Here is a 23,145-nt window from a genome sequence, read left to right on the forward strand (position 1 = left end):
TAATTTATATGCTTTATTGGGCTTTAGCTCAATGTCGCTTTAAGCTACAATATATCAAAATTTAATAAAAAGTTTTAATGTGACAAAAACTATAATGGCGTAAAAATTTAATAAAATAGCAGTTTTGGAACAATTATTGCTTAGATTTAAAGTTATAGTTAAAATGGAGAGTTCAATGAACATAATGCATACTTTAGAGTCACTTAGTATACAAACCACAGATGATGTGCTATTTCGCGATCTGCGAGATATGATAAATAAAAATTTTAAAAACAACATAGCAAATAAAGGCAAGGTTATAGCATTTTACGAAGAGAGTGAGATACCGCAACGTAAATGCTTTGTCAAATTTATAAAAAAATTATATGAAAAGCAAAGTGGCAAATCACTTAATCTAAATTTCGCCGAATACAAAACTATAAAGCTAAACTATATTCAAAAAAATGCTATATCTAGTGTATTAAATATTGAAGTTGATTTTTTAAGAGATGAGGTGATATTTACTTTAAATGAGACTCCAAAGATATTTACCACGTATCTAATGCAAAAATTTAAAAACAACGCAACAAACTATAATCATAAGCTAAATAAACTAAGTGTAAAAGTAGCTTTGGAAAGCGATTTTGACGTGCTTGGCGAGTTTTTAGCTAAAAAAGAACATATGAAATTTATAGTGCATTTTGACTTTGATATGACGGACTTTGAGAGATTTAAACATAAATTTAAGGTGCAAAACTCATCTAAATTTATAAACCGCTTCTCAGCATTAGCCAGTATGCTTGAAGAGAATTTTGAAATTTTAGGTTGCGACAAAAATGATAGCTTTGATGAGATTAGGGAGAGCTATCTAAAACTTGTAAAAATCTACCATCCAGACCGCCACGCAAATAAAACACAAAAGATACAAGAACAGTACCGAGCAAATTTTGAAAAGATACAAAACGCATATGAAGCGTTAAAGCCGTTTTATAAAAATCAAGAGGCATTTGTGAGTGCATAGCTCACTTTGTTTTATAAATATTTTTATAATAAAAGTAGTTTGTAAAGTAAAAAATATTTACAATAATGAGTGAGCTATAATAGCTTTTATAAAATTTAGTTGGAGTAAAATATGTAACATTTAGAAGCTTTAAAGAGACAATACAAAGGCGATTTTCAAAACTTAAGAGATAAAGCTAATGCAACTTTAACTCTTTTAGTTTAAATTTAAGAGTTAAGACCTCATACTCTTTTAACCTCTTGACTAAATCCAATACATTTTAGCATTTTTATATTTTTTAACAAAAATTTGATAATGCAATTATTATTTTATCTATATCGTTGTCAGCTTTCATTCTAATTTAAAATAGTTTATTAAGTTGATTATCTTTAATTTTAATCAAATCAAAAATCACCAAGCATTATTTTGTTGTGCTACTGGGGCTTATTTATGTTATAAGCAATTAGCTAAAACATTTTATAAATTAGGTTGTATTTTTAGCACGAAACTCATCTAAGCAATATTCAAGCCCACACACTAAAATATAGTCGCAACTGCTAATTGCCATACTAAAGACGCTCAAAGGATAAGCCACTGATATAATAAGCTTTCTTTCTCTCACTTGAACTGCCTATATTTAGTGCCTTGCGATACTTCGTGATCGTCCTACGCACGATAGTTATGTTAAATTCTTTTTGTATTAGCTCTAAAATTTGCTGATCTCCAAGTGGCTTTGCCCTATTTTCATTTTTGATTAAATTTACTAAAAACTCCTTTATCATAGCGTTTGAGACATCTTCATCAAGTGCAGCGGTAAAAAATGACTTCATAGCGATCGTCCCACGTGGAGAGGCGATAAATTTATTTGCTATCGCACGTGAGATAGTAGAAGCCGAACGCCCCAAGTCTTCGGCTATATCACGCAATTTCATCGGCTTTATATCCCCGCCGAAAAAATAATCATACTGATACTCAACTATCATAAGCCCTATCTTATAAAGCGTTGCTTTTCGCATAGAAAGTGCGTCTATCAGGTCTCTCCCCTCTTTTACTCTACTACTTATAAATTCATCGCTCTCATTATGTCCTTGAGTGTCTAACACCACTTGCGGATAAAAATCATCATTTACGCTTACGCTTATGCCATTCTCGTCAGTGCTTATAATTATATCTGGCGTGATTGGCAACGGCTCGTCCATATACTCAATCGCGGGTGGATTTTTAAATTTTTTGATGATTTTTAGAGCTTCATCATAGTGTTTTAGTTTTATCAGACGTTCAATATTTTCAAAATTTAATATAATTTGCTTAGCACATTCATACACTTCGTCGCTCACTTCGCTTTGACTAAGTTGAAATAAAAAGCTCTCTTTAAAGTCCACCGCTCCAACACCAACAGGCTCAAGGTATGCAAACCTCGCTCTCACTCGCTCTACATCATTTCTCTCAATCTCTTTAAAAACCGCTACATCATACTCAAAATATCCTTCGTGATTTATGCACTCCACTATCTTTTGTGCTATCTCTTGGGACTTTGTAGTGGGGAAAAGTGGCGGATTTATCTGCTCGATTAGCTTTTCATATAAGCTTTGCTTATAGATACTTACGCTTTCAATCGTGTCTGAGACTGAGCTACGCGTGATCTCAGTAAAAAAATTTTTCTTTGTATTTTTGCCTGGCTGGATTAAATTTTTATGCTCTATGCTTATAAAAGGATTTTCTGCAACGAACGGCTCAAGCGTCTCTTTTAGCTCATCAAGGCTACTTTGAAGTATCGGTAGCCAACTTCTAAGCGTTTGATTCAGTTTAGTTTTTGGTGCTAAAGCTTGGGCTTGTCGTAGCATTTTTACTCAAGAAGACGGAATTCTTCACCAAGATAGTAAGTGCGGACATTTTTGTCATTTGCAACATCTTTTGCTCCACCACTTGCTAGTAACGAGCCATCTTTTATGACATATGCTCTGTCACAGATAGCTAACGTCTCACGCACGTTGTGATCGGTTATTAGCACTCCTATGCCTAAATTTTTAAGATCACGGACGATACTTTGTATATCACTAACCGCTATAGGATCGACTCCAGCAAATGGCTCATCAAGCAACAAAAACTTAGGCGTTATCATAAGACTCCTAGCTATCTCACAACGCCTACGCTCACCACCACTTAGACTCACACCCTTTCGCAAACGGATCGGCTCAATGTTTAATAAATTTAACATCTCATCAACTTTTTTAGCACACTCTTGTTCATCTTTGTATAATATTTCAGCACCTAAAAGTAGATTTTCTTCTACGCTTAACTCTTTAAATATACTTGATTCTTGTGGCAGATAGCCAATTCCCATTTTTGCACGACGATGCAAAGCGACATTTGTAACATCAGCCCCATCAAGCATAACAGCTCCACTACTAGGGCTTATAAGCCCGCATATCATATAAAATGTAGTTGTCTTTCCAGCCCCGTTTGGACCCAAAAGTCCTACGATCTCGCCACTCTTGACCTCAAGCGAAATTCCTTTGATTATCTGCGTTTTTTTTATCGTTTTTGTTAAATTTACAACTTCTAATTTATGCACTATAAACCTCATATTCTCGTCTATTTTCTTGCGTTTTTATACTCACTACGCAATACTCTATGCCGTAACGTTTAAGCATATTTTCAAGCTCATTATCGCCCCATTCTACAAGGTGCAATCCATCTTCCATTAAATTTTCAAAAAGTCCATTTTTTATTATCCCCGCTAAGCCATTTTGATAGATATCGTAGTGATAAATTTGTATATCTCCAACGTAGCTTTGCATAACTGAAAATGTCGGTGATGTTACATTACTTTGCACTCCATAAGCCTTAGCAATAGCTTTAATAAGAGTGGTTTTACCACTTGCAAGATCACCACGAAATAGCACCACACCCTGCTTTGGTAACACAGCCACTAGCCTATCAAGCTCGTTTAATCCTAAAATAAATTTATCTCTCATAGCTCTTTGATATACTCATTTTGTGCCGATTTTGGTATGCTTTTTGTCGTCGGAATAGCTAAAACTTGATATTTTGCCTCACGAGTGAGAAATTTTATCGTTATTACATCGTTGACTTTTACATCCTTTGCGGCCTTTACTACAACGTCGTTGATGCTTACAACTCCACTTCTACACATATCCTCACTGACTGAACGTCGCTTAGTAATATTTACTACATTTAAAAATTTATCTACTCTCATAGGCGAGATTTTAGCCAAAAACTGCTTAAATTTAATCACTAAATTTAATAAAATTTAATCATTTTTGGCTAAAATACGAAATTATTAAATTTAGTGTATAAGGAGATTTTCAGCGATGAGAAAAGATGTAAAAAAAGTAGTTCTAGCCTACTCTGGTGGACTTGATACAAGCATCATTTTAAAATGGTTACAAGATGAGTATAAGTGCGAAGTTGTGACATTTACCGCCGACATCGGTCAAGGCGAGGAGCTAGAACCAGCTCGCAAAAAAGCCCTAGCACTTGGCATAAAACCTGAAAATATTTTTATAGAAGACTTGCGTGAAGAATTTGTCCGTGATTTTGTATTTCCAATGTTTCGTGCAAACGCACTTTACGAGGGCGAATACCTACTAGGCACATCTATCGCACGTCCGCTTATAGCCAAACGTCAAAGCGAGATAGCAAGGCTAACAGGAGCTGATGGCGTGAGTCACGGCGCCACTGGCAAGGGTAATGACCAAGTCCGCTTTGAACTAGGTTATTACGCACTTGGCGATGATCTAACCATAATCGCTCCTTGGCGTGAGTGGGACTTAAACAGTCGCGAAAAACTACTCGCATATGCTGAGAAAAATGGCATTGATATCAGCAAAAAACCTGGTAAAAGTCCATACTCAATGGATGCAAACTTGCTTCACATTAGCTATGAGGGCTTAGTGCTTGAAAACCCGGCAAACGCACCTGAAAAAGATATGTGGCGTTGGACGGTCGATCCAAAAGATGCACCAAATGAGAGTGAGATCATTGAGATCGGCTACGAAAATGGTGATCCGGTAAGCATAAACGGCAAAAAATTAAGTCCAGCCAAGCTATTAACCGAGCTAAACCGCCTAGGTGCGAAGCATGGTATCGGTCGCCTTGACTTGGCTGAAAACCGCTCAGTTGGCATGAAAAGCAGAGGTTGTTACGAAACTCCTGGTGGCTCAATAATGCTAAAAGCACACCGAGCAATAGAGAGTATAACACTTGATCGTGGTGCGGCTCACTTAAAAGATGAAATTATGCCAAAATATGCAGAGCTGATTTACAACGGTTATTGGTTCTCGCCCGAGCGTGTTATGTTGCAAGCCTTGATAGACGAGAGTCAAAAACACGTAAATGGTACAGTAAAGATTGAGCTATACAAGGGTAATGTTATCATTTTAAGTCGTGATAGCAAAACTGATAACTTATTTAACGAAGCGTTTAGCACTTTTGAAGAGGATACGGTGTTTGATCAAAAAGATGCAAATGGTTTCATTAAGTTAAATGCATTGAGATTTATTATTGCACGCAAAAATGGTAGAAAATTTTAAATTGACTTAATAGCGAATTTCTACCTTTAAATTTGATAATAGAGTTAAAATAATACAGGTCGTGTATAAGTGATTTATGCTTTAGGCAAGTCAATCTGTTTGCAATTATGAGTAAAACGAAGTAAAAGTGGAGTACAGATACTCCTATCACAAAGACGAAATTTATTCGTTTACAAAGTTAAATTTTACGAAGGAAAAATTAAATGAAAGTATTACTAATAAAAGATGTAAAATCACTAGGAAAAGCTGGTGAGATAAAAGAGGTAAAAGACGGCTATGGCAATAACTTTTTAATAGGCAAAGGTCTTGCAAAAGCTGCAACACCTGATGTTATAAGACAGTACGAAGCAGCTCAAAGACGCAAAGCCGAAGAGCTAAGCTATGAACTTGCGAATTTAGAAAAGCTAAAAGATGAGCTTGGCAAAGTAGTCGTTGTAGTTAAAAAACAGCTTGGTGCAAATGGTGCTTTATTTGGTGCGGTTTCAAAAGAGGAGATAGCTACAGAATTAGAAAAAACCCACCATTTAATCGTAGATAAAAAAGCTATTGAGATAGAGCACAATCACCTAAAAGCAGTTGGAATTTATGACGTTAGCATAAAGCTCGGACATGCTGTAAATGCTACACTAAAAGTTGAAGTTGTAGGTGAGTAATGTTTCACGCAACGACTATTTTAGCCTATAAAGGGGCACATAAATCAGTAATTGGCGGGGACGGACAGGTTAGCTTTGGCAATACTATATTAAAGGGCAATGCTGTAAAAATTCGCAAAGTCGGAGACGGCAATGTTTTGGCTGGTTTTGCTGGTAGCACCGCCGATGCATTTAACCTTTTTGATATGTTTGAAACACAACTTCAAAATACTAAAGGCGATCTACTAAAAGCTGTTATAAATTTTAGCAAAGAGTGGCGAAAAGATAAATATCTACGTAAGCTTGAAGCGATGATGTTAGTGTTAAATCGTGAGAAAATTTTCTTACTAAGTGGAACTGGCGATGTTGTAGAGCCAGAAGATGGCAAGATAGCAGCGATTGGTAGTGGCGGTAACTATGCACTTTCAGCAGCACGTGCTTTGGATAAATTTGCCAATATGGATGAAGAGGAGCTGGTAAAGCAGAGTCTAAATATCGCAGGTGAAATCTGCATATATACAAATACAAATATAAAAACTTATGTAATTGAGGATGAAAAATAATGAATATGACACCAAAACAGATCGTTGAATTTCTTGATGATTATGTTATCGGTCAAAAAGAGGCAAAAAAGATAATAGCAATTGCACTTCGCAATCGCTACCGCAGAATGCAACTAAGCAAAGCTATGCAAGATGACATAATGCCTAAAAATATCTTGATGATAGGCTCAACTGGTGTAGGTAAAACAGAGATCGCAAGACGACTTTCAAAGATGATGGGACTACCATTTGTAAAAATAGAGGCGAGCAAATATACTGAAGTTGGCTTTGTTGGGCGTGATGTTGAGAGTATGGTAAGAGACCTTGCAATGGCAGCGTTTAATCTAGTAAAATCAGAGCAGATAGAAAAAAACCAGGATAAAATAGACGCATACATAGAAGATAAAATCATCAAAAAATTACTTCCGCCTCTTCCAAAGGGTGCGAGTGATGAGAAGATGGCTGAGTATGAAAGAAGCTATGAAAAAATGGTGTCAAAACTAAGAAATGGCGATCTAGATGACCTTAGTATTGAGATAGAAGTGCAACAAAATGCATTAGAAGCCGGCTCAAATGTTCCGCCAGATATGGCACAAATGCAAGAGAGCTTTATAAAGATAATAGGCATAACAAATAAAGCTGTTAAAAAAGAATTAAAAGTAAAAGATGCTAAAAAAGCTCTTGAGAGCGAGGCTAATGATAAAATTTTAGACTTAGAACATGTTAAAGCCGAAGCACTTCGTAGGGCTGAAAACGAAGGTATTATTTTCATTGACGAGATAGATAAGGTCGCAGTTAGCTCTGGTAATGGAGGTCGTCAAGATCCTAGTAAGGAAGGCGTTCAAAGAGATTTGTTGCCTATCGTTGAAGGCTCAAGTGTATCAACTAAATTTGGAAATCTAAAGACTGATCATATCTTGTTTATCGCAGCTGGTGCATTTCACGTAAGTAAACCAAGCGACTTAATCCCAGAGCTACAAGGACGTTTTCCGCTAAGAGTGGAGCTAAATAGTCTTGATGAAGACGCACTTTATCAAATTTTAACGCAGCCTAAAAACTCGTTACTAAAACAATACATCGCTTTACTCGGAGCTGAAAATGTTAGTCTAGAATTTAGCGATGAGAGTATCCGTGAGATAGCTAAGATTGCTCAAAGTGCAAATGAAAAGATGGAAGACATTGGTGCAAGGAGACTTCACACAGTTATAGAGCGAGTTATAGAAGATATCAGCTTTGAGGCTAGTGAGCGAAGTGGCGAAAGTATAATCATCAGCAAAGAGCTGGTGAGCGAGAAGCTAAGTGATGTCGTTGAAAATCAAGACTTAGCAAGATATATATTATAAATTTAAGATTACTTTAGTCTAATTTAAATTTAAAAATAAGGGGGCTTATGAGATCAGGATTTGTAAGTATTATAGGGCGGACGAATGCAGGCAAAAGCTCTCTTTTAAACGCCTTGCTAAATGAAAAAATCGCTATCGTTTCGCACAAACAAAATGCAACAAGACGCAAGATAAATGGTATAGTGATGAATGGCGAAGATCAAGTTATATTCATAGACACACCAGGGCTTCACGAGAGTAATAAAAAGTTAAATCAGCTAATGATAAATGAGGCGATAAAGTCAATGGGCGATTGCGACCTTATTATATTTATCGCTTCCATTCATGATAGCACCGAAAACTATGAGAAATTCCTAAGTTTAAAGCCGACGAAACCACATATTTTAGTGCTTAGCAAAATTGATGAAGCCAAAAATGAAGCAGTACTAAAAAAAATGACGCAGTATAATAAATTTAGCGATCATTTCGTCTCACTCGTACCATTTAGCACGAAGCAGCTTACATACAAAAAACCACTTTTAGATGAAATCTGTAAATTTTTACCAGAGCATCCATATTTTTACAACCCTGAGTTTATCACTACGACAAACGAAAAGGAGATATTTCGCGACTTTATTTTAGAAGCGATATATGAAAATTTAAGTGATGAGATCCCCTACTCTAGCGAAGTTATAGTTGATAAAGTTATAGAAAGAGATAACGTCACAAACGTATACGCCACCATCATTACCGAACGAGACACACATAAGTCAATGATAATAGGTAAAAACGGAGAAACCATAAAGCGTATCGGCATAACAGCACGAAAACTAATCGCAATTTTAACTCAAAAGAAAATTTTCATAAAACTTGTAGTCATCGTTAAAAAAGGCTGGAGTAAAAATGAAAAAACTATCAAAAATTTAAATAATTATTGATTTTTTATTTTGCTTATATTAAAATAAAGTGAAAACCTTAATAAAGAGTTGCAATGCTTAGAAAGAGAAATGGTAATAATCCAATCATCACTACCGATATGTATGAGCTTACAGCTTATAAATTTAGCAATGGCAGTGTTAGCTTGATAGACGCTAAAGACTCTATATCAAAGCAAAGCACATTTATCTCTTACTTAAATTTTAAAGATATAGCAACGACGACGATTCAGATACCAAAAGAGACCAGCGAAGATGACCTGCTAGATGAAATCTCGCAAAGTATTTATAAAGAGCTTGAACTAAATCCGCAAAATGAGTACAAGATAAGCTATCTTGAAAGCTTTAGTGATACTCAAAATCGCTTGTTTAATGTATTTATCGCCGAACATGAAACAATAATTAAAGCATATAAAAATATCAGCACAAAGATACCTTACATCGACTATCTCATCGCTGCACCGCTTCTTTATAGCGTTGTATATAAACAAGATTTGCAACATACAAGCAATGACTGCTTTGTAAGCTTATCAAAAGACGATGCCTTTATCTGCGTATATTCAAACACAAAATATCTTTGTTCACGCCCATTAAGATATAGTATTAATTACATAAAAGATAAATTTATCGAACAAAGCAAAGAACGAATAAGCGATATGAGCTTTTATGAAATTTTGCAAAATGGGATAAAAATAAACGATGATGAAAATGGTTATAATGCCGATCTTGACAGTATTTTGAGCGATTTTGCATTTGCTGTAAATAATATAATAAGCATAATTTCTAGAATTTATCTGATAGATATTGACAGAATTTTTATAGATTCTCAGTTAGGCGAGATCAAAAATTTAGATAAGCTAATGCAGGCAAAACTTGAAATAAAGAGTGAAAATTTAATACTAAATTCTAATAGATCAAAAACTAAACCGAACAATAAACACGAACTTATGGCACTTTTAGCTAAAAATTACAAGAGTGATTTTTATCCAGAGTTTAACTTCTCAGTTATGCTACGCCCTGCCCCATTTGCAAGGCGAAAAAGTGGTAAATTTATACTCACGCTACTTTGCGTTGTTGCTTTAAGCTTAGCTTATCCTATATATAATTACATAGCTGGGTTTATCCTACAAAAAAGTGCAAAAACACTCGATAATGGACTAAAAGACAAAGCCTTGCGTATACAAAACAGACTAAATGAGATAGCTAGTCAAAATGCAATCTTACAAGAGCAAAACAAGGTGGTATTAGAAGCTTTAGCACAAAAGCAAAATTTTATTACTCAAATTTATAATAGAAAAAATAATTACGTGATGAAAAGTATAAATATTTATGAGATAAGTAGACTTATAAATGAGAGCGAGACTCAAATTTTAGCACTCTCAAACTATGACACAAACATCACTTTAGCAGTAATAAGCAACGATGATAAAAAGATAGCAAACCTGATACGTCTGCTCTTAAATGTGCCTAAATATAGTGTAAGAGCTGATAAAATTTACTTTAATCAAACGCAAAAAAACTATGAAAGCAACATAAGTGTGGCGATAAGATGAGCGAGAAAATTTTAGCAAAATTAGATCAATTTTTAGAACTAAGAAGCAAAAGAGAAATTTCACTTATGACATTTACTTGTGCTTTTTTAATCATATATGTTATTTTTGTATTGAGCTTTCAAAGCTCGAAGGAATTTTATAACAACGGCATAAATGAGTATGAAAATGCAAAGCTTGAACTTAAAAATACACAGCAATATCTTCGCTCTGTCAGCTCTGATGATGGTGATATAGAATTTGAGATAAAAAAACAACTAAATATACTAAAAAGTCTTCAAGATAGGAAGCAAGAGGCTAAAGAGTCCGATAGGCATCTTGCACAAAAATTAGACGAATTATCAAATTTATTGTTTGATGATGAGGCTTGGAGCGATTTTTTACCGCAAATAATAGTATTAGCCAAACAAAATGATGTTAAAATTTTAAATATTGATAATAAATTTAAAACAAACAAAACAATAAATGCCGATATAGCACTGCTTGGGAGCTTTAAAAATATCTTGGGCTATATAGATAGTATCGAAAGAATAAAATCATCAATACAGATAAAAAAATTAGATATAAATCGCACAAATAATATGCTTGGGGTAAATATGTCGTTGTCTACTTGGAGTTATAAATGAAAATTTTGGCACTGCTTTTTTGTTTTGTTTGTGTCGTTTTTTCATTAGATTATAATGATATGATTTCATCTATCAAAGAGCCTCGCATCGGACTAAGCAAAGATGAGCTAAACTCAGTAAAAGATCCTTTTAAAGAGGAAACTTTTGATAAAAATTTAACAAACGAAATGAGCAAAATAGGCGATCTAACACTAACGGCAATCATAAACAACCGAGCAAAAATAAATAGCAAATGGGTAAAAGTAGGCGAAAAAATAGATGAATTTAGTCTTATAAAAATAGGTAAAAGTAGTGTTACACTTGTAAAAAATGGTGAAAAAATAGAACTAAATTTAAATGGAAATAAAAATGTTGCTATCAAAATTCAATAAATTTATCTGTATTTTTATGCTCTGCATAACTTGTATCAGTACGGTATTTGCCAACACTTGTCACAACAAAAGCTTTAGCATGAAGATAGCAGATGGAGTAACTTTAAGTGATGTTTTAAATGAGCTTTCAGATATGTGTGAGTTTAGCATCGTAACAAAAGATATTCATAGCCAACGTGAGTTAAACGCACATCTATTTGGAGTAAATATTAAAAATATGCGTCTAAATGAAGTATTTAATCTACTTTTGAGTGAGAAAAATTTAAACTATGAATTTTCAAATAATATCTTAAAAATTTCATCTTTAAAGACAAAAATTTTTAAAATCGACTACATCACATCTGTGCGTGAAGGCACAGCTATAACAAAGGCTTCAGTAGATGCATCTCCTGTGGAAATCGGAGAGAATAGCTCATCTTCAAGACAAACACAAAATAGTCAAAACGATACACAAAATAGTGATAATCTCATAAAAACTACTGAAAAATTCGACTTCTGGCGAAATTTAAATATCGAAATAAAAGCGATACTAAACAATACAAGCGAAAGTATCATCGCTCCAGATCCTATCATAAATCAAAATGCCGGACTTATAAGTGTTACAGCGACACCGTCGCAGTTAAAACGTGTTGAACACTATATAGATGAACTACAAAAACGACTTAAAAAACAGGTCGTTATAGATGTTTCAATCATATCAGTTGAACTAAACAGTGGATATAAACAAGGCGTTGATTGGTCTAAATTTGAGCTTGGTTTTAACTCTTATATCGGTAATAACGTAGCAAATAAGCCATCTAGCATAACATGGAACAATCGCTCAAATAAACTAAGTGGCGGCTTCTCTCACACACTAAACATCGCCGCAAATTTAAATTTTAGCCTTGATGGTATGATAAATTTTCTTGAAACAAACGGTAAAACAAAGATTATCTCAAGTCCAAAGGTAACTACGCTAAATAACCAACAAGCTCTAATCAGTGTTGGCGATAATATAAACTACAGAGTTCTAGAAGAGACCGAAAATACCAACACTTCAAGCGATCGCATAACCACGACTTACAAACAATACTCCGTTTTTATAGGTATTTTGTTAAATTTATTACCAGAAGTTTCAGATGATAATAAGATAATGCTACGCATAAATCCGTCTTTAAGTACATTTAAATACGACGATGATAGTTCTGCTACACAAAATACAGCTATACGCGAGATCGCACCAGATACTATACAAAAAAAGCTCTCAACAGTCGTTTGGGTCAATAGCGGAGATACGATCGTGCTTGGCGGACTTATCGGTCAAACAAAGGGTAAAGATAATACAAGAGTGCCAATACTTGCAGATATTCCACTTGTTGGCCATGTATTTAAAAGCACAAAAGACAGCATAAAAACAACCGAGCTTATATTTGTCATCACACCACGTGTTATAGATATGACAAAACCACAAGATATACAAAAACAGCTAAAAGAGCTTGACTTATCAAGGTCAACATATGAGTAAAATTAACGCATACACCAATATAAAAGATATATTTATAAATGAAGATGATATAGAGAGCTTTGTAAATTTAGATCAATCTATGTCCTGCTATAACAAACTCATATCAGCTATGCAAAAACCGCTAAAACTTATACTATTTTACGGTAGGCCAGGCAGTGGTAAGACATTTTTACTAAATAAAATCGTAAACGATCTAAGTGGCAATAAAAATGTAATATTTTTTAGCTATCCGTTTTTCAAAGAGAGTAGCTTTATCACTGCTTTAAGCGAAAAACTACTTAACAATGGTGAAAAATTTGATAATTTTGAAGAATTTATAAGTTTTTATAGCTTAAATTTTAAAGATAAAAATCTGATTAAAAATCAAGCCATAATCATACTTGACGAGGCTCAACTATATCCAAATGAGCTTATAGAAAAGATCCGCCTTATGGCTGATACACGGTATTTTAAATTTTTATTTACTATACACAAGACAAATGATGAAGATGTTTTAGCAAAAGATTATTTCACGACGCGTATATGGGAAAGCATAGAGCTAAAAAGTATAAACAAAAGTGAAATAACGCTATATATCCAAAAAAAGCTAGAGCAAAAAGAGTATGAGAAATATCTAAATTTTAGCGATGCTGATTATGCTTTAGTGTATGATTTTTGTGGTGGGAACTTAAGAAATTTAAACAAACTTATGTATAAATTTTTTGAGATTTGCGAATATTATGACGAGCATCGCCCATCAGCTCTTTATAATCAAAATGAGAAAATTCTAACGATGGCAGCACTAGAAACGGAGCTTATAAATGCTTGAAAGTAGCGATATAGCAAGGCTTGAAAAGGCTTATGAAATTTATAAAAGTAAAAACAAAGGCTATAAATTTGATTATAAAATTTTATTTTTAGTTGCTATTTTTGTAATTTTTGCCATATATTTATTTGCTATCAATCCAAAATCAAAACAAAACACGATAGTAATGCAAAATACCACCATCCACCACACACAACCACAAAAGGAGCACAACCAAACTGCACAAATAATATATGAAGTTAAGCTTAAAAGCGAACAGGCAAAGGCAAAATTTGAAGAAAGTCAAAGGCAAGACGAACTAGCCAATAAAATCGCTAAAAAGATAGAACAAAGCCTAAAGATAAAAGAGCCTAAGGATACAAATCAAGACATAAGTCAAACTCAAAGCAACCAAAATGACACGAATGAACAAGGTTGGCTTAAACTAAATTTTATAGAGATTATGGGTGAGCCAAATGCTGGTTTTGATCAAAATAGCTCAACGCCAAAGATACAGATACAAATGCACGATATAAAAGGTGAAAAATAATGAGAAAATTTATATTTTTATGTATTATCTGCAATCAAATTTTTGCTATAAGTGCGAGTGAGATAGTAGCTGATTTTAGTGCTGGAGAGTATAAAAAGGTCTGTTCTAATGCCGTTGAAAGCTATTTTAAAAAGAGTGATGATGAGGAGATTATGAGTCTTTATGGCATGGCGTGTTTAAAGTTACACGAGATTAATCGTCTTGCTGCACCTATGTTTAAACTAGTTAGAAATAAACAATCGCGTGAAAACGCAGCATATTTTGCTGATATTTTGCTTAAAAAAAAGTTGCTATATCACGCTGTGATCGATGATGTAGATATTAGCTATATACGTCTTCCTAGGAGTGATTATATATTGTCATTTATATTTGATAAATTTGTAAAAAAAGAGTACATAAACGATAGTGGAACATATATATTTAAAGAGGCAAACTCAGATACACACTACGAGCTTTCGGTAAAAGATGGCGAGATAAAAAGGCTTGTTTTAAGGATATTTAAAGATGAAGAGATAAAGACAGAGATAGAGTATTGGTGATGAATGCAACAAAGATAACACTGCTAAAAACATTAGAACAAAATGGACTTATATCGCCACAAATGGCACTTGAACTTGAAAATTTACAAAGTACAAAATTAATTGAGTTTTTATCTAAAAAAGGTGTAAGTGAGAATGAGATTATATCAAATTTAGCTGAGCTTTACAAACAAGGACACGTCGATATAAACGATATAGCAAATGACTTATGCATAGATATAAAGAGTTTTTTAAAGCAGGTTTGTGAGAAATTTAAACTAGATTTTATAGATCTTGATGATATAGATATAGATTACAGAATTTGTGAGAGCTTAAGTGTCAATCAGCTACGAAACTACGGTGCATTACCTATAAAAGACGATGATATAAACGTATATGTCGCATTTAAAAATCCTTTTGATTTCATCGCACAAGATAAAATTCAAAATCTCTTTAGCCAAAAACTACTAAAAGTCATCTGTGCTAACCCAAACCAAATCGAAAAATACACAACAAAACTAGCTATAAATGAAAATATCAAAGATATAATCACCGATATACGCAAGGAGCTTTCAAGTTCAGCAAACTCCTCAAATACCCAAAACTCAGGGATATTAAATTTAATAGATGTTATCTTAAAAACTGCAATCCAAAGCCATGCTAGTGATATACATATCGAACCAACACCAACAAACTGCATTATAAGAAGCCGAATAGATGGAATGTTAAGCGAAACATTTATATTTGATAAAGACATATATCCGCCATTGCTTAGTCGCATAAAACTGCTTTGCAATATGGATATCACTGAGCGAAGAAAACCTCAAGATGGAAGGTTTTCTACTCAAATTTTAGATAAAGAGTATGATTTTCGTATTTCAACACTGCCGATATTAAACGGCGAAAGCGTCGTTATACGCATCCTTGATAAATCAAAAGTTATTATAAATTTAGAAAATTTGGGTATGAACGAGAAAAATTTCATAAAATTTAAAAAAGCGATGTCAGAGCCTTATGGCATCATACTAGTTACTGGACCAACTGGAAGCGGTAAGACGACAACGCTTTATGGTGCATTAAATGATATAAAAAATGTCAAAACAAAGATAATCACCATAGAAGATCCTATCGAATATCAGCTAAATATGATCCAGCAAGTCGCAGTAAATGAAAAAACAGGACTAAGCTTTGTCTCTGCCCTACGCTCGATCCTACGTCAGGATCCAGATATTATAATGATCGGCGAGATACGCGATCAAGAGACACTTCGTATCGCAATCCAGTCAGCACTTACTGGACACTTAGTCTTCTCTACACTTCACACAAATGATGCTATAAGTGCTCTACCTAGGATGATAGATATGGGCATTGAGCCATATTTAGTTAGTGGGGCACTCATATGTATCCAAGCACAACGTCTAATACGTAAACTTTGTCCACATTGTAAACAAAAGATCACATTACCACACGATACATTTAAAAGGCTTGAAGGATATCTACCACAAAACTATCAGTTTTACGCTCACGTTGGCTGTCCTAGATGTGCTCAAACTGGCTATATAGGACGAGAAATGATAAGCGAAGTGCTTCCTGTTACCGATAAACTACAAAGCTTAATTGCAAATAATGCAAACAAAGACGAACTAAAAAGAGCGGCTTACGAAGAGGGTTTTGTAGATATATTTAGCGATGGGATATTGTGTGCAGCACGTGGTATAACGACGATCGAAGAAGTCTACAGGGTTGCTAAGATATGAAAATTTTTAATCTCGAGTGTGAAAATGATGGTAAACATCATAAGATTACGCTAAAAACTGATAATAAATTTGACACAAAAAGCTTAGCAACTATAAACAATCGTGGAACTATCACAAAAATCGCTACAAGCAAACCCATAGCAATAGCTCAAAATAGCAAAATTTTACAAAATTTTTTATCGCCAAAGATAAAGCTACCATCTTTGATAGCAACTATCAGGCAACTAAGCGTGATGAGTAATGCTGGTATATCTATACACGATAGCATAAAAGAGGTCGTAAATTCAAGTGATGATAAACAACTAAAACAGACTTTCAAGCATATAAACGATGAACTAAATCAAGGTTTGAGTCTAAGTAGTGCTGTTTTGAGCTATAGGCAAGAGCTAGGCGATATCTGCATATCTATGGTGCGACTTGGCGAAAGTACTGGAAATATCGCAAATGCCTTTGAAAAACTAGCAAATATCCTTGATGAGTTATGGCAAAATCAACAAAAATTTAAAAAAGCCATTCGATATCCGATACTTGTTATAACTACGATTATAGTTGCTTTTATTATTATGATGATAGCTGTTGTGCCTAAATTTAGAGAGATTTTTGAGCAATTAAACGCAGAGCTACCTCTACCGACGCAAATTTTACTTTTTACGCAAAGTTTTATTAGTGACTATGGTGCATTTATTTTAATTATACTTGTAGTAAGTGGTGCTTTTATAAGAAATTTATATCTTAAAGATGAGCTTTTTCACGCTAAAATTGACACATTTTTACTGAAGGTTTATCTCATAGGCAAAATTATATTTTACTCAAATATGAGCCGTTTTCATCTGATATTTACAGAGCTTGTTCGTGCTGGATTACCAATAACAAATGCCCTTGATACAGCTATTATGACACTTTCAAATGCCAAGCTTAAAACTAAGCTAAACAGTGTAAAAATTTTAATCCGTCGTGGTATCAGCCTAACAGATGCTTTTAAACAAACTAAACTTTACGAAGGTATGCTTATACAGATGATAGGAGCTGGTGAACAAAGTGGTAGTTTAGATAGTATGCTTGAGAAAATAAGTGAGTATTATAAGGTCAAATTCAACGAAATAGTTGATAACATATCAAGCTATATCGAGCCGATACTGCTTATTTTTATAACCATTATGGTACTTATACTTTCACTTGGGATATTTATGCCGATGTGGGATATGGCACAAGCCGTAAAGAGCTAAATTTATGATATAATCCACTATATAAAGTATAATCCCAATATAAATTTAAGAAAGGAGCTCAATGATGCAAAGCAAAGAGCAAAAAGTAGATGCTAATGCATTTTTAGTCTCAAAAACCGATACAACTGGCAAGATAACCTATTGTAACGAACCATTTTTAAAAATAGTCGGTGCCAGACAGAGTGAATTGCTCGGGAAACCACACAATATCGTGCGTCATCCAGATATGCCACGCGTAATCTTTAAGTTTTTATGGGAGTATATCAAAAACAAAAGAGAAATTTTTGCATATGTTAAAAACAGAAGCTTTGATGGCTCTTTTTACTGGGTGTTTGCAAATATTACCGCTTCGCTTGACAATAACGGTAAGATCGTTGGCTACTACTCCGTAAGACGCAAACCAAACGAAAAAGCTCTACAGATAATAGAACCACTTTACAAACAGCTAAAATCAGCAGAACAAAATGGTGGCATAGAAGCCTCTCAAATGGAACTAGAAAAATTTTTAGCACAAAAGCAAACCACATACGATGAGTTTGTTAATAAACTACAAAGGCTTATATAATGTTTGGAAGAAAATCATCACATAATAACGAAGAGATATTAAAAGTAATACAATCTGCAAGAAATGGCATACTTGAGCCTCGTATAGTAAATATAGATGAAAAAAATCCGATGCATGAAATAGCACTTGGTATAAATGATTTATTAGATCAAATCGAGGCTCTTCAACGTGAAATTTCAACTTGCGTTAGTTCCGCACAAAATGGCATAACATATAGAAATATATTTTCCGAAGGTTTTCGTGGTGCATTTAATATAAATGCAGTTTCAATGAGCGAGGGAGTAGATGGCATAAAGGCGGCACAAACTAGCAAAGCACGCGGGATACTGTCTGAAAAATTTGATAAACTTGGCAATGGAAATAGTGGCATAAACGATGTCCAACGCGATCTAAATGAAAGTATAGAAAATCTAGGCAAAATGGCTGGAATAGCGAAGCAAACTGCTCAAACTGCTAATAAAACTATGGAAAATATGAATGAGCTAAGCTCAAATATGAACTCACTTGAAGAACTTATTAGTAACTCAACAAGTGCGATACATACGCTAAATAGCAGAACAGACGATATATCATCTGTTGTAAATCTCATAAAAGATATAGCCGAACAGACAAATTTATTAGCTTTAAATGCAGCCATAGAAGCAGCTCGTGCCGGTGAGCATGGAAGGGGATTTGCAGTCGTTGCAGACGAGGTGCGAAAACTAGCTGAAAATACACAAAAAGCTACAAATGAAATAAGCATAAGCATACAAACACTCCAACAAGAGACGAAAGAGATCAGCTCTAATGCAGAAGAGATCGACAAGATCGCAAAAGCAGCAAATGTCAATGTGCAAGAGTTTAAACAAACTTTAGATAAATTTAACCAAGACGCACAGACGACAGCAAGAACATCAAAATATGTTGAAAATAAAACTTTCGGCATAATCGCCAAAATATCACAAATCATCTACAAAACAAAAGCCTATTCCGATGTGATAAATGAAAAGGGCTACACGGATGACTTGAAAAATATAGCAGATGAGCTTTGCAAATGGTATGAAAACGAATGCAAAGAAAAATTTGACAAAACTAGCTCATATACGCACATGAAACCACTTATAGATGAGCTAAATTCGCTTATAAAAGAGAATATACTGCAAGCAGAAAATGGCTATAATAGCGAAAATTTACAAGAGTTTGTAATTAAATTTGAACGCATAGAAAATATTAGTAATGATATTTTCAAGCTTTATGACACGATTATACAAGAGAATAAAAGCTAAATAGCTCATTTGGCGATTGATTTTTTAATATCTTTCGCCAAAATTTAAATTTATAAATTAAAAATAATTTTTGTCAACTAAATCAAGCCAAGAGCTTTTTAGCAATTTCACTTATGCGTTTTGCGTCAGCACTCACTCCGATAGTCTCTTTAGCACTTTTCATAACCACTCCAAGATCTTTTATGCTACTTGCACCTATTGAGGCAATAATGGCTAAAATTTTAGCATTTAGCTCATCATCGTTTAGCTGTTTTGGTAGATACTTGCTGATTATATCTATCTCCTTTTGCTCCTTATTAGCCAAGTCTTTACGATCGCCTTTTAGATATAGCTCAACCGAATCTTGACGCTTTTTGATCTCTTTTTGCAAAAGTGGTAACACAACCTCATCGCTCATCTGTATACGCTGATCTACTTCGACCTGCTTAAGTGCCGCATTTACTGTGCGTAGCGTATCACGCACAAACTCATCTTTAGCTTTCATAGCTTCTTTAATATCAGATAAAATTTGCTCTCTTATACTCATATATATCCTTTCAAATTTTTAAAAATACTACCAAATTTTTGCTTTTTTAGCCTTTAAATTTCGCTGAATACAGATACTCAACACCAACACCTTCACGCAATCCATCATCTATAACGATGAGCTTTGCCGTCTCATCTTTTAAAATTTGCTCAAACAATATCATACCGGCGATTAGTGGCATACGACGATTTGTACCGACAGCGATATCAGCACTCACGTCATCAAGTCTAAAAATCCACTCACAAAGCTCGATAAAGTCGTAAAATTTTAACTCGCTACCGTTTATTTGGTTAGCTTCATACTCCGCATAGTTCATACCCATCTTAATCGCCACCATCGTAGTAGGCACACTAGAAGTTAAAATGATCGTATCTTTTTTAAGTCTCTTTATAAATTTAGTCGCGTCTAAAGTGACTGCTTGAGCGTTTGTTCTTAAATTTTTAATAGTCTGAGTTTTACTATCAGCTTTAAAATTTTCATAAAACGTTATGATACCAAAGTCAAAACTTCTAAACTCACACCCGTCGCTTATCTCACTGCTAGCTCCGCCTATATCGATGCAAACGATATTTTCTTGCGTTAATCCTAATCTTTTTATGGCATTTTTCACACCTAAAAATGTAAGTCTTGCTTCACGCTCACCATCAATAAGTTGAAATTTTATACCAAATTTTTGCCAAATTTCATCAAATATCTCCTGTGAGTTTTGTGCCACTCTAAACGCAGCAGTCGCTACAGCCACACAAGGTAAATTTTTAAAGTCAAACTCATCTTTTGCCATATCTAATGCTGCCATTATATTTGCTACAGCCTCCTTTCCTATCTCGCCACTTTGTTTTAAACCACGAGCTGACCCAACGATACGTTCAAAAGAGTGCATTACTTCACAGCTTCCATCGCTACGCATATGCATAAGTGCTATACGCAAGGTGTTTGAACCAAGATCTATCGATATAACCATATTCATCTCTTCCTTATATTTTTAAAACTAAAATAATATATTACAAAAATAAAAATTAAATAAAGTGCAAAATTTTAAAAACTTTAATGAATTTAAAGCTATAATATAACATTTTTCAAAAAGGAGCTTTCTTGTTTTCAAGAGACAATCTACTCGCACTCTCCGTTTTTACGATATGCACGATAGGATTCTTCGTTTGGGGCTACCAATATATACCAACAAATAACTTTATACTATTTATGATAGCAGGAATTTTTGGTATATTTATGGCATTTAATATCGGTGGAAACGATGTTGCAAATAGTTTTGGAACAAGCGTCGGTTCTAAGACCTTGACGATAAAACAAGCCCTTATAATAGCGGCTATATTTGAGCTCAGCGGTGCGATATTTGCTGGTGCAGAGGTAACAAATACCATAAGAAATGATATCATAAAATTCCCAAATAATCTTAATCCTATGCTATTTGTCATCATAATGATCTCAGCACTTCTTAGCTCAGGTCTATGGCTATTTTACGCAACAAAAAGGGGATTGCCAGTATCTACTACACACTCAATCGTCGGCGGTATCGTAGGAGCTGGCGTTATAATGGGCTATACAGTCTACGAGGGCTCAAGTCCGCTTGATATGGTTTCGTGGAGCAAGATAAGCAGCATAGCTATAAGCTGGGTCGCATCGCCAATTCTTGGCGGTATAGCTTCGTTTTTCATCTATAAATATATAAAAAGTCGTATCATAGAGCCAACTAAGACCCTTAAAATTTCATTAAAAGCACTTAAAAATGAACGTAAAATTTATAAAGAGAATTTTATAAAATCACTATCAAACAAATCGCAAGATGAACAGATAGCAACACTTTCGCGTATCGCGTTAATCGACGAAGATGATATAGAAAATACCGATTATAGTGAATATCGCTCACACATAAGAGCTATGAAAGAACGAGAAAAACAAGTCGATACTTTTAGTGCGATGAAGCGACATATACCATTTGTAGCCGGATTTGCAGCGATGATTATCTCAAGTATGATGTTATTTAAGGGACTAAAACATCTAAATTTTAATTTTAGCACCATTCAGACGCTTTGGATTGTATTTGTCATCGGTGCTTTAGCATATTTAGCAAGCCTAGCTATAATAAATGTGATGAATAAAAATGATAGTGAAAAGAGCATAAATCGTCTTTTTTCTTGGTTTCAAATTTTTACCGCATCAGCTTTTGCATTTTCACACGGAGCAAACGATATTGCAAATGCAGTAGGTCCATTCGCTGCCGTGCTTGATGTATTAAAAACTGGCTATATAAACGAAAGCTCACCAATACCATCAATAGCAATGGTAACATTTGGTATAGCTTTGGTCGTTGGATTGTGGTTCTTAGGTAAAGAGGTTATAACAACTATTGGATCAAAACTGGCTGAAATTTTACCTACAACTGGTTTTAGTGCAGAACTTGCCTCTAGTATCGTTATACTCTTTGCGACAAAACTAGGCATACCTGTTAGCTCGACGCATATCCTTATAGGTGCTGTGCTAGGTATTGGGGTGGCAAATAAAAATGCTAATTGGAATATGGTAAAGCCAATCATCTTGGCATGGATTATCACACTACCAACAGCAGCTATCTCATCAGCGGTTATTTATATGATACTTAAAACATTTTTAGGGCTTTAAATATTTTACTCCTAGCATATATTAATTTATAATATTTGCAAATACTGGCGTTAGCAATATGGCTAAAATGTATAAGTTACAACAAATATTTTATGATTATGTATTAATAAGCTTAAAATCTTGCAAGGTAAGAATAGATCAATAAATAAAGCAAGAGCGAACTTTCGCTTTGCAAATCTTTAAATATACAATTTTAAATAACTCCACATATTTCACTATCTCTTTATGATTTTGTATCAAAAGTGTGCCAAACATTAGACATTTTAATAAATATGGAAAATATCATACTCATTAAAAAGT

General features: G+C 34.2%; 23 protein-coding genes and 1 pseudogene. 18 read left to right on the forward strand and 6 right to left on the reverse strand.

Annotation, left to right across the window (positions count from 1 at the left end; all coding sequences use genetic code 11):
• Positions 1-184: 184 nt before the first annotated feature.
• Positions 185-1,000, forward strand: coding sequence for an adenylosuccinate lyase (locus tag KDE13_RS06200; RefSeq protein WP_229204378.1), 816 nt, complete (start codon positions 185-187; stop codon positions 998-1,000).
• 548 nt (positions 1,001-1,548) lie between these two features.
• Here the strand turns inward: KDE13_RS06200 and KDE13_RS06205 are convergent.
• The 4 genes from KDE13_RS06205 to KDE13_RS06220 are packed head-to-tail and all read right to left on the reverse strand — an operon-like array spanning position 1,549 to position 4,199.
• Positions 1,549-2,823, reverse strand: a complete 1,275-nt coding sequence (locus KDE13_RS06205; protein WP_212143134.1) for an RNA polymerase factor sigma-54 — start codon at positions 2,821-2,823, stop codon at positions 1,549-1,551.
• Positions 2,824-2,825: 2 nt separating this feature from the next.
• Positions 2,826-3,554, reverse strand: coding sequence for an LPS export ABC transporter ATP-binding protein (gene lptB / locus KDE13_RS06210; RefSeq protein WP_212141112.1), 729 nt, complete (start codon positions 3,552-3,554; stop codon positions 2,826-2,828).
• Positions 3,547-3,957, reverse strand: coding sequence for a tRNA (adenosine(37)-N6)-threonylcarbamoyltransferase complex ATPase subunit type 1 TsaE (gene tsaE / locus KDE13_RS06215; RefSeq protein ID WP_212142038.1), 411 nt, complete (start codon positions 3,955-3,957; stop codon positions 3,547-3,549). The genes lptB and tsaE overlap by 8 nt, the downstream gene beginning before the upstream one ends.
• Entirely contained in the window at positions 3,954-4,199 is a 246-nt protein-coding gene (locus KDE13_RS06220; protein WP_212142124.1) for an RNA-binding S4 domain-containing protein, read from the reverse strand. Before KDE13_RS06220 ends, tsaE begins: the two co-directional genes overlap by 4 nt.
• A gap of 115 nt (positions 4,200-4,314) precedes the next feature.
• Between KDE13_RS06220 and KDE13_RS06225 the strand changes: the two genes are divergently transcribed.
• From KDE13_RS06225 to KDE13_RS09830, 16 genes and pseudogenes are all read left to right on the forward strand, one after another.
• Complete coding sequence (locus tag KDE13_RS06225; RefSeq protein WP_212143135.1) at positions 4,315-5,535, forward strand: argininosuccinate synthase; 1,221 nt, start codon at positions 4,315-4,317, stop codon at positions 5,533-5,535.
• A gap of 203 nt (positions 5,536-5,738) precedes the next feature.
• Positions 5,739-6,188, forward strand: a complete 450-nt coding sequence (gene rplI / locus KDE13_RS06230; protein ID WP_212141109.1) for a 50S ribosomal protein L9 — start codon at positions 5,739-5,741, stop codon at positions 6,186-6,188.
• Positions 6,188-6,730, forward strand: coding sequence for an ATP-dependent protease subunit HslV (hslV, locus tag KDE13_RS06235; protein ID WP_212142039.1), 543 nt, complete (start codon positions 6,188-6,190; stop codon positions 6,728-6,730). The genes rplI and hslV overlap by 1 nt, the downstream gene beginning before the upstream one ends.
• Positions 6,730-8,052 carry an HslU--HslV peptidase ATPase subunit gene (gene hslU / locus KDE13_RS06240; RefSeq protein ID WP_212141107.1) on the forward strand — a complete coding sequence of 441 codons (1,323 nt, stop codon included), beginning with the start codon at positions 6,730-6,732 and terminating at the stop codon, positions 8,050-8,052. The genes hslV and hslU overlap by 1 nt, the downstream gene beginning before the upstream one ends.
• A gap of 47 nt (positions 8,053-8,099) precedes the next feature.
• On the forward strand, positions 8,100-8,969 hold the full coding sequence (gene era, locus KDE13_RS06245; RefSeq protein WP_212141106.1) for a GTPase Era: 870 nt from the start codon (positions 8,100-8,102) through the stop codon (positions 8,967-8,969).
• A 53-nt stretch (positions 8,970-9,022) separates the two neighbouring features.
• Positions 9,023-10,519 carry a C4-dicarboxylate ABC transporter gene (locus tag KDE13_RS06250; RefSeq protein WP_212143136.1) on the forward strand — a complete coding sequence of 499 codons (1,497 nt, stop codon included), beginning with the start codon at positions 9,023-9,025 and terminating at the stop codon, positions 10,517-10,519.
• A complete protein-coding gene (gene pilO, locus KDE13_RS06255; protein WP_212143137.1) occupies positions 10,516-11,142 on the forward strand; it encodes a type 4a pilus biogenesis protein PilO in 627 nt (208 codons plus the stop codon). Before KDE13_RS06250 ends, pilO begins: the two co-directional genes overlap by 4 nt.
• Positions 11,139-11,513, forward strand: coding sequence for a hypothetical protein (locus KDE13_RS06260; RefSeq protein ID WP_212141103.1), 375 nt, complete (start codon positions 11,139-11,141; stop codon positions 11,511-11,513). The genes pilO and KDE13_RS06260 overlap by 4 nt, the downstream gene beginning before the upstream one ends.
• Positions 11,491-13,017, forward strand: a complete 1,527-nt coding sequence (mshL, locus tag KDE13_RS06265) for a pilus (MSHA type) biogenesis protein MshL (protein ID WP_212142044.1) — start codon at positions 11,491-11,493, stop codon at positions 13,015-13,017. Before KDE13_RS06260 ends, mshL begins: the two co-directional genes overlap by 23 nt.
• Complete coding sequence (locus KDE13_RS06270; RefSeq protein WP_212143138.1) at positions 13,010-13,825, forward strand: ATP-binding protein; 816 nt, start codon at positions 13,010-13,012, stop codon at positions 13,823-13,825. The genes mshL and KDE13_RS06270 overlap by 8 nt, the downstream gene beginning before the upstream one ends.
• Positions 13,818-14,351, forward strand: a complete 534-nt coding sequence (locus KDE13_RS06275) for a hypothetical protein (protein ID WP_212143139.1) — start codon at positions 13,818-13,820, stop codon at positions 14,349-14,351. The genes KDE13_RS06270 and KDE13_RS06275 overlap by 8 nt, the downstream gene beginning before the upstream one ends.
• Positions 14,351-14,890, forward strand: a complete 540-nt coding sequence (locus KDE13_RS06280) for a hypothetical protein (protein WP_212141099.1) — start codon at positions 14,351-14,353, stop codon at positions 14,888-14,890. The genes KDE13_RS06275 and KDE13_RS06280 overlap by 1 nt, the downstream gene beginning before the upstream one ends.
• Positions 14,890-16,626 carry a GspE/PulE family protein gene (locus tag KDE13_RS06285; RefSeq protein ID WP_212142125.1) on the forward strand — a complete coding sequence of 579 codons (1,737 nt, stop codon included), beginning with the start codon at positions 14,890-14,892 and terminating at the stop codon, positions 16,624-16,626. The genes KDE13_RS06280 and KDE13_RS06285 overlap by 1 nt, the downstream gene beginning before the upstream one ends.
• Complete coding sequence (locus KDE13_RS06290; RefSeq protein ID WP_212143140.1) at positions 16,623-17,852, forward strand: type II secretion system F family protein; 1,230 nt, start codon at positions 16,623-16,625, stop codon at positions 17,850-17,852. Before KDE13_RS06285 ends, KDE13_RS06290 begins: the two co-directional genes overlap by 4 nt.
• 61 nt (positions 17,853-17,913) lie before the next feature.
• Positions 17,914-18,417: a PAS domain-containing protein gene (locus tag KDE13_RS06295; RefSeq protein WP_212142049.1), complete on the forward strand. Its 504-nt coding sequence runs from the start codon at positions 17,914-17,916 to the stop codon at positions 18,415-18,417.
• A gap of 551 nt (positions 18,418-18,968) precedes the next feature.
• Positions 18,969-19,682 (forward strand): annotated as a pseudogene (locus tag KDE13_RS09830) (methyl-accepting chemotaxis protein); the annotation flags it as partial.
• Between the two features lie 82 nt (positions 19,683-19,764).
• Here KDE13_RS09830 and KDE13_RS06305 read toward each other — a convergent pair.
• Positions 19,765-20,208 (reverse strand): GatB/YqeY domain-containing protein, encoded by a 444-nt coding sequence (locus tag KDE13_RS06305; protein ID WP_212141095.1) that lies wholly within the window; start codon positions 20,206-20,208, stop codon positions 19,765-19,767.
• A 46-nt stretch (positions 20,209-20,254) separates the two neighbouring features.
• Entirely contained in the window at positions 20,255-21,175 is a 921-nt protein-coding gene (locus tag KDE13_RS06310; RefSeq protein ID WP_229204379.1) for a Ppx/GppA phosphatase family protein, read from the reverse strand.
• Between the two features lie 125 nt (positions 21,176-21,300).
• Between KDE13_RS06310 and KDE13_RS06315 the strand changes: the two genes are divergently transcribed.
• Positions 21,301-22,845, forward strand: a complete 1,545-nt coding sequence (locus KDE13_RS06315) for an inorganic phosphate transporter (RefSeq protein ID WP_212141094.1) — start codon at positions 21,301-21,303, stop codon at positions 22,843-22,845.
• Positions 22,846-23,145 lie beyond the last annotated feature (300 nt).

It is taken from the genome of Campylobacter anatolicus, from assembly GCF_018145655.1.
Taxonomy (GTDB): Bacteria; Campylobacterota; Campylobacteria; order Campylobacterales; family Campylobacteraceae; genus Campylobacter_A; species Campylobacter_A anatolicus.

What these genes read in the sequence shown, in the direction of transcription:
- KDE13_RS06200 (WP_229204378.1), top strand. Translation starts at nt 185, where the DNA reads ATGCATACTTTAGAGTCACTTAGTATACAAACCACAGATGATGTGCTA.
- KDE13_RS06205 (WP_212143134.1), bottom strand. Translation starts at nt 2,823, where the DNA reads ATGCTACGACAAGCCCAAGCTTTAGCACCAAAAACTAAACTGAATCAA.
- tsaE (WP_212142038.1), bottom strand. Translation starts at nt 3,957, where the DNA reads ATGAGAGATAAATTTATTTTAGGATTAAACGAGCTTGATAGGCTAGTG.
- KDE13_RS06220 (WP_212142124.1), bottom strand. Translation starts at nt 4,199, where the DNA reads ATGAGAGTAGATAAATTTTTAAATGTAGTAAATATTACTAAGCGACGT.
- KDE13_RS06225 (WP_212143135.1), top strand. Translation starts at nt 4,315, where the DNA reads ATGAGAAAAGATGTAAAAAAAGTAGTTCTAGCCTACTCTGGTGGACTT.
- rplI (WP_212141109.1), top strand. Translation starts at nt 5,739, where the DNA reads ATGAAAGTATTACTAATAAAAGATGTAAAATCACTAGGAAAAGCTGGT.
- hslV (WP_212142039.1), top strand. Translation starts at nt 6,188, where the DNA reads ATGTTTCACGCAACGACTATTTTAGCCTATAAAGGGGCACATAAATCA.
- hslU (WP_212141107.1), top strand. Translation starts at nt 6,730, where the DNA reads ATGAATATGACACCAAAACAGATCGTTGAATTTCTTGATGATTATGTT.
- era (WP_212141106.1), top strand. Translation starts at nt 8,100, where the DNA reads ATGAGATCAGGATTTGTAAGTATTATAGGGCGGACGAATGCAGGCAAA.
- KDE13_RS06250 (WP_212143136.1), top strand. Translation starts at nt 9,023, where the DNA reads ATGCTTAGAAAGAGAAATGGTAATAATCCAATCATCACTACCGATATG.
- pilO (WP_212143137.1), top strand. Translation starts at nt 10,516, where the DNA reads ATGAGCGAGAAAATTTTAGCAAAATTAGATCAATTTTTAGAACTAAGA.
- KDE13_RS06260 (WP_212141103.1), top strand. Translation starts at nt 11,139, where the DNA reads ATGAAAATTTTGGCACTGCTTTTTTGTTTTGTTTGTGTCGTTTTTTCA.
- mshL (WP_212142044.1), top strand. Translation starts at nt 11,491, where the DNA reads ATGTTGCTATCAAAATTCAATAAATTTATCTGTATTTTTATGCTCTGC.
- KDE13_RS06270 (WP_212143138.1), top strand. Translation starts at nt 13,010, where the DNA reads ATGAGTAAAATTAACGCATACACCAATATAAAAGATATATTTATAAAT.
- KDE13_RS06275 (WP_212143139.1), top strand. Translation starts at nt 13,818, where the DNA reads ATGCTTGAAAGTAGCGATATAGCAAGGCTTGAAAAGGCTTATGAAATT.
- KDE13_RS06280 (WP_212141099.1), top strand. Translation starts at nt 14,351, where the DNA reads ATGAGAAAATTTATATTTTTATGTATTATCTGCAATCAAATTTTTGCT.
- KDE13_RS06285 (WP_212142125.1), top strand. Translation starts at nt 14,890, where the DNA reads ATGAATGCAACAAAGATAACACTGCTAAAAACATTAGAACAAAATGGA.
- KDE13_RS06290 (WP_212143140.1), top strand. Translation starts at nt 16,623, where the DNA reads ATGAAAATTTTTAATCTCGAGTGTGAAAATGATGGTAAACATCATAAG.
- KDE13_RS06295 (WP_212142049.1), top strand. Translation starts at nt 17,914, where the DNA reads ATGATGCAAAGCAAAGAGCAAAAAGTAGATGCTAATGCATTTTTAGTC.
- KDE13_RS06305 (WP_212141095.1), bottom strand. Translation starts at nt 20,208, where the DNA reads ATGAGTATAAGAGAGCAAATTTTATCTGATATTAAAGAAGCTATGAAA.
- KDE13_RS06310 (WP_229204379.1), bottom strand. Translation starts at nt 21,175, where the DNA reads ATGAATATGGTTATATCGATAGATCTTGGTTCAAACACCTTGCGTATA.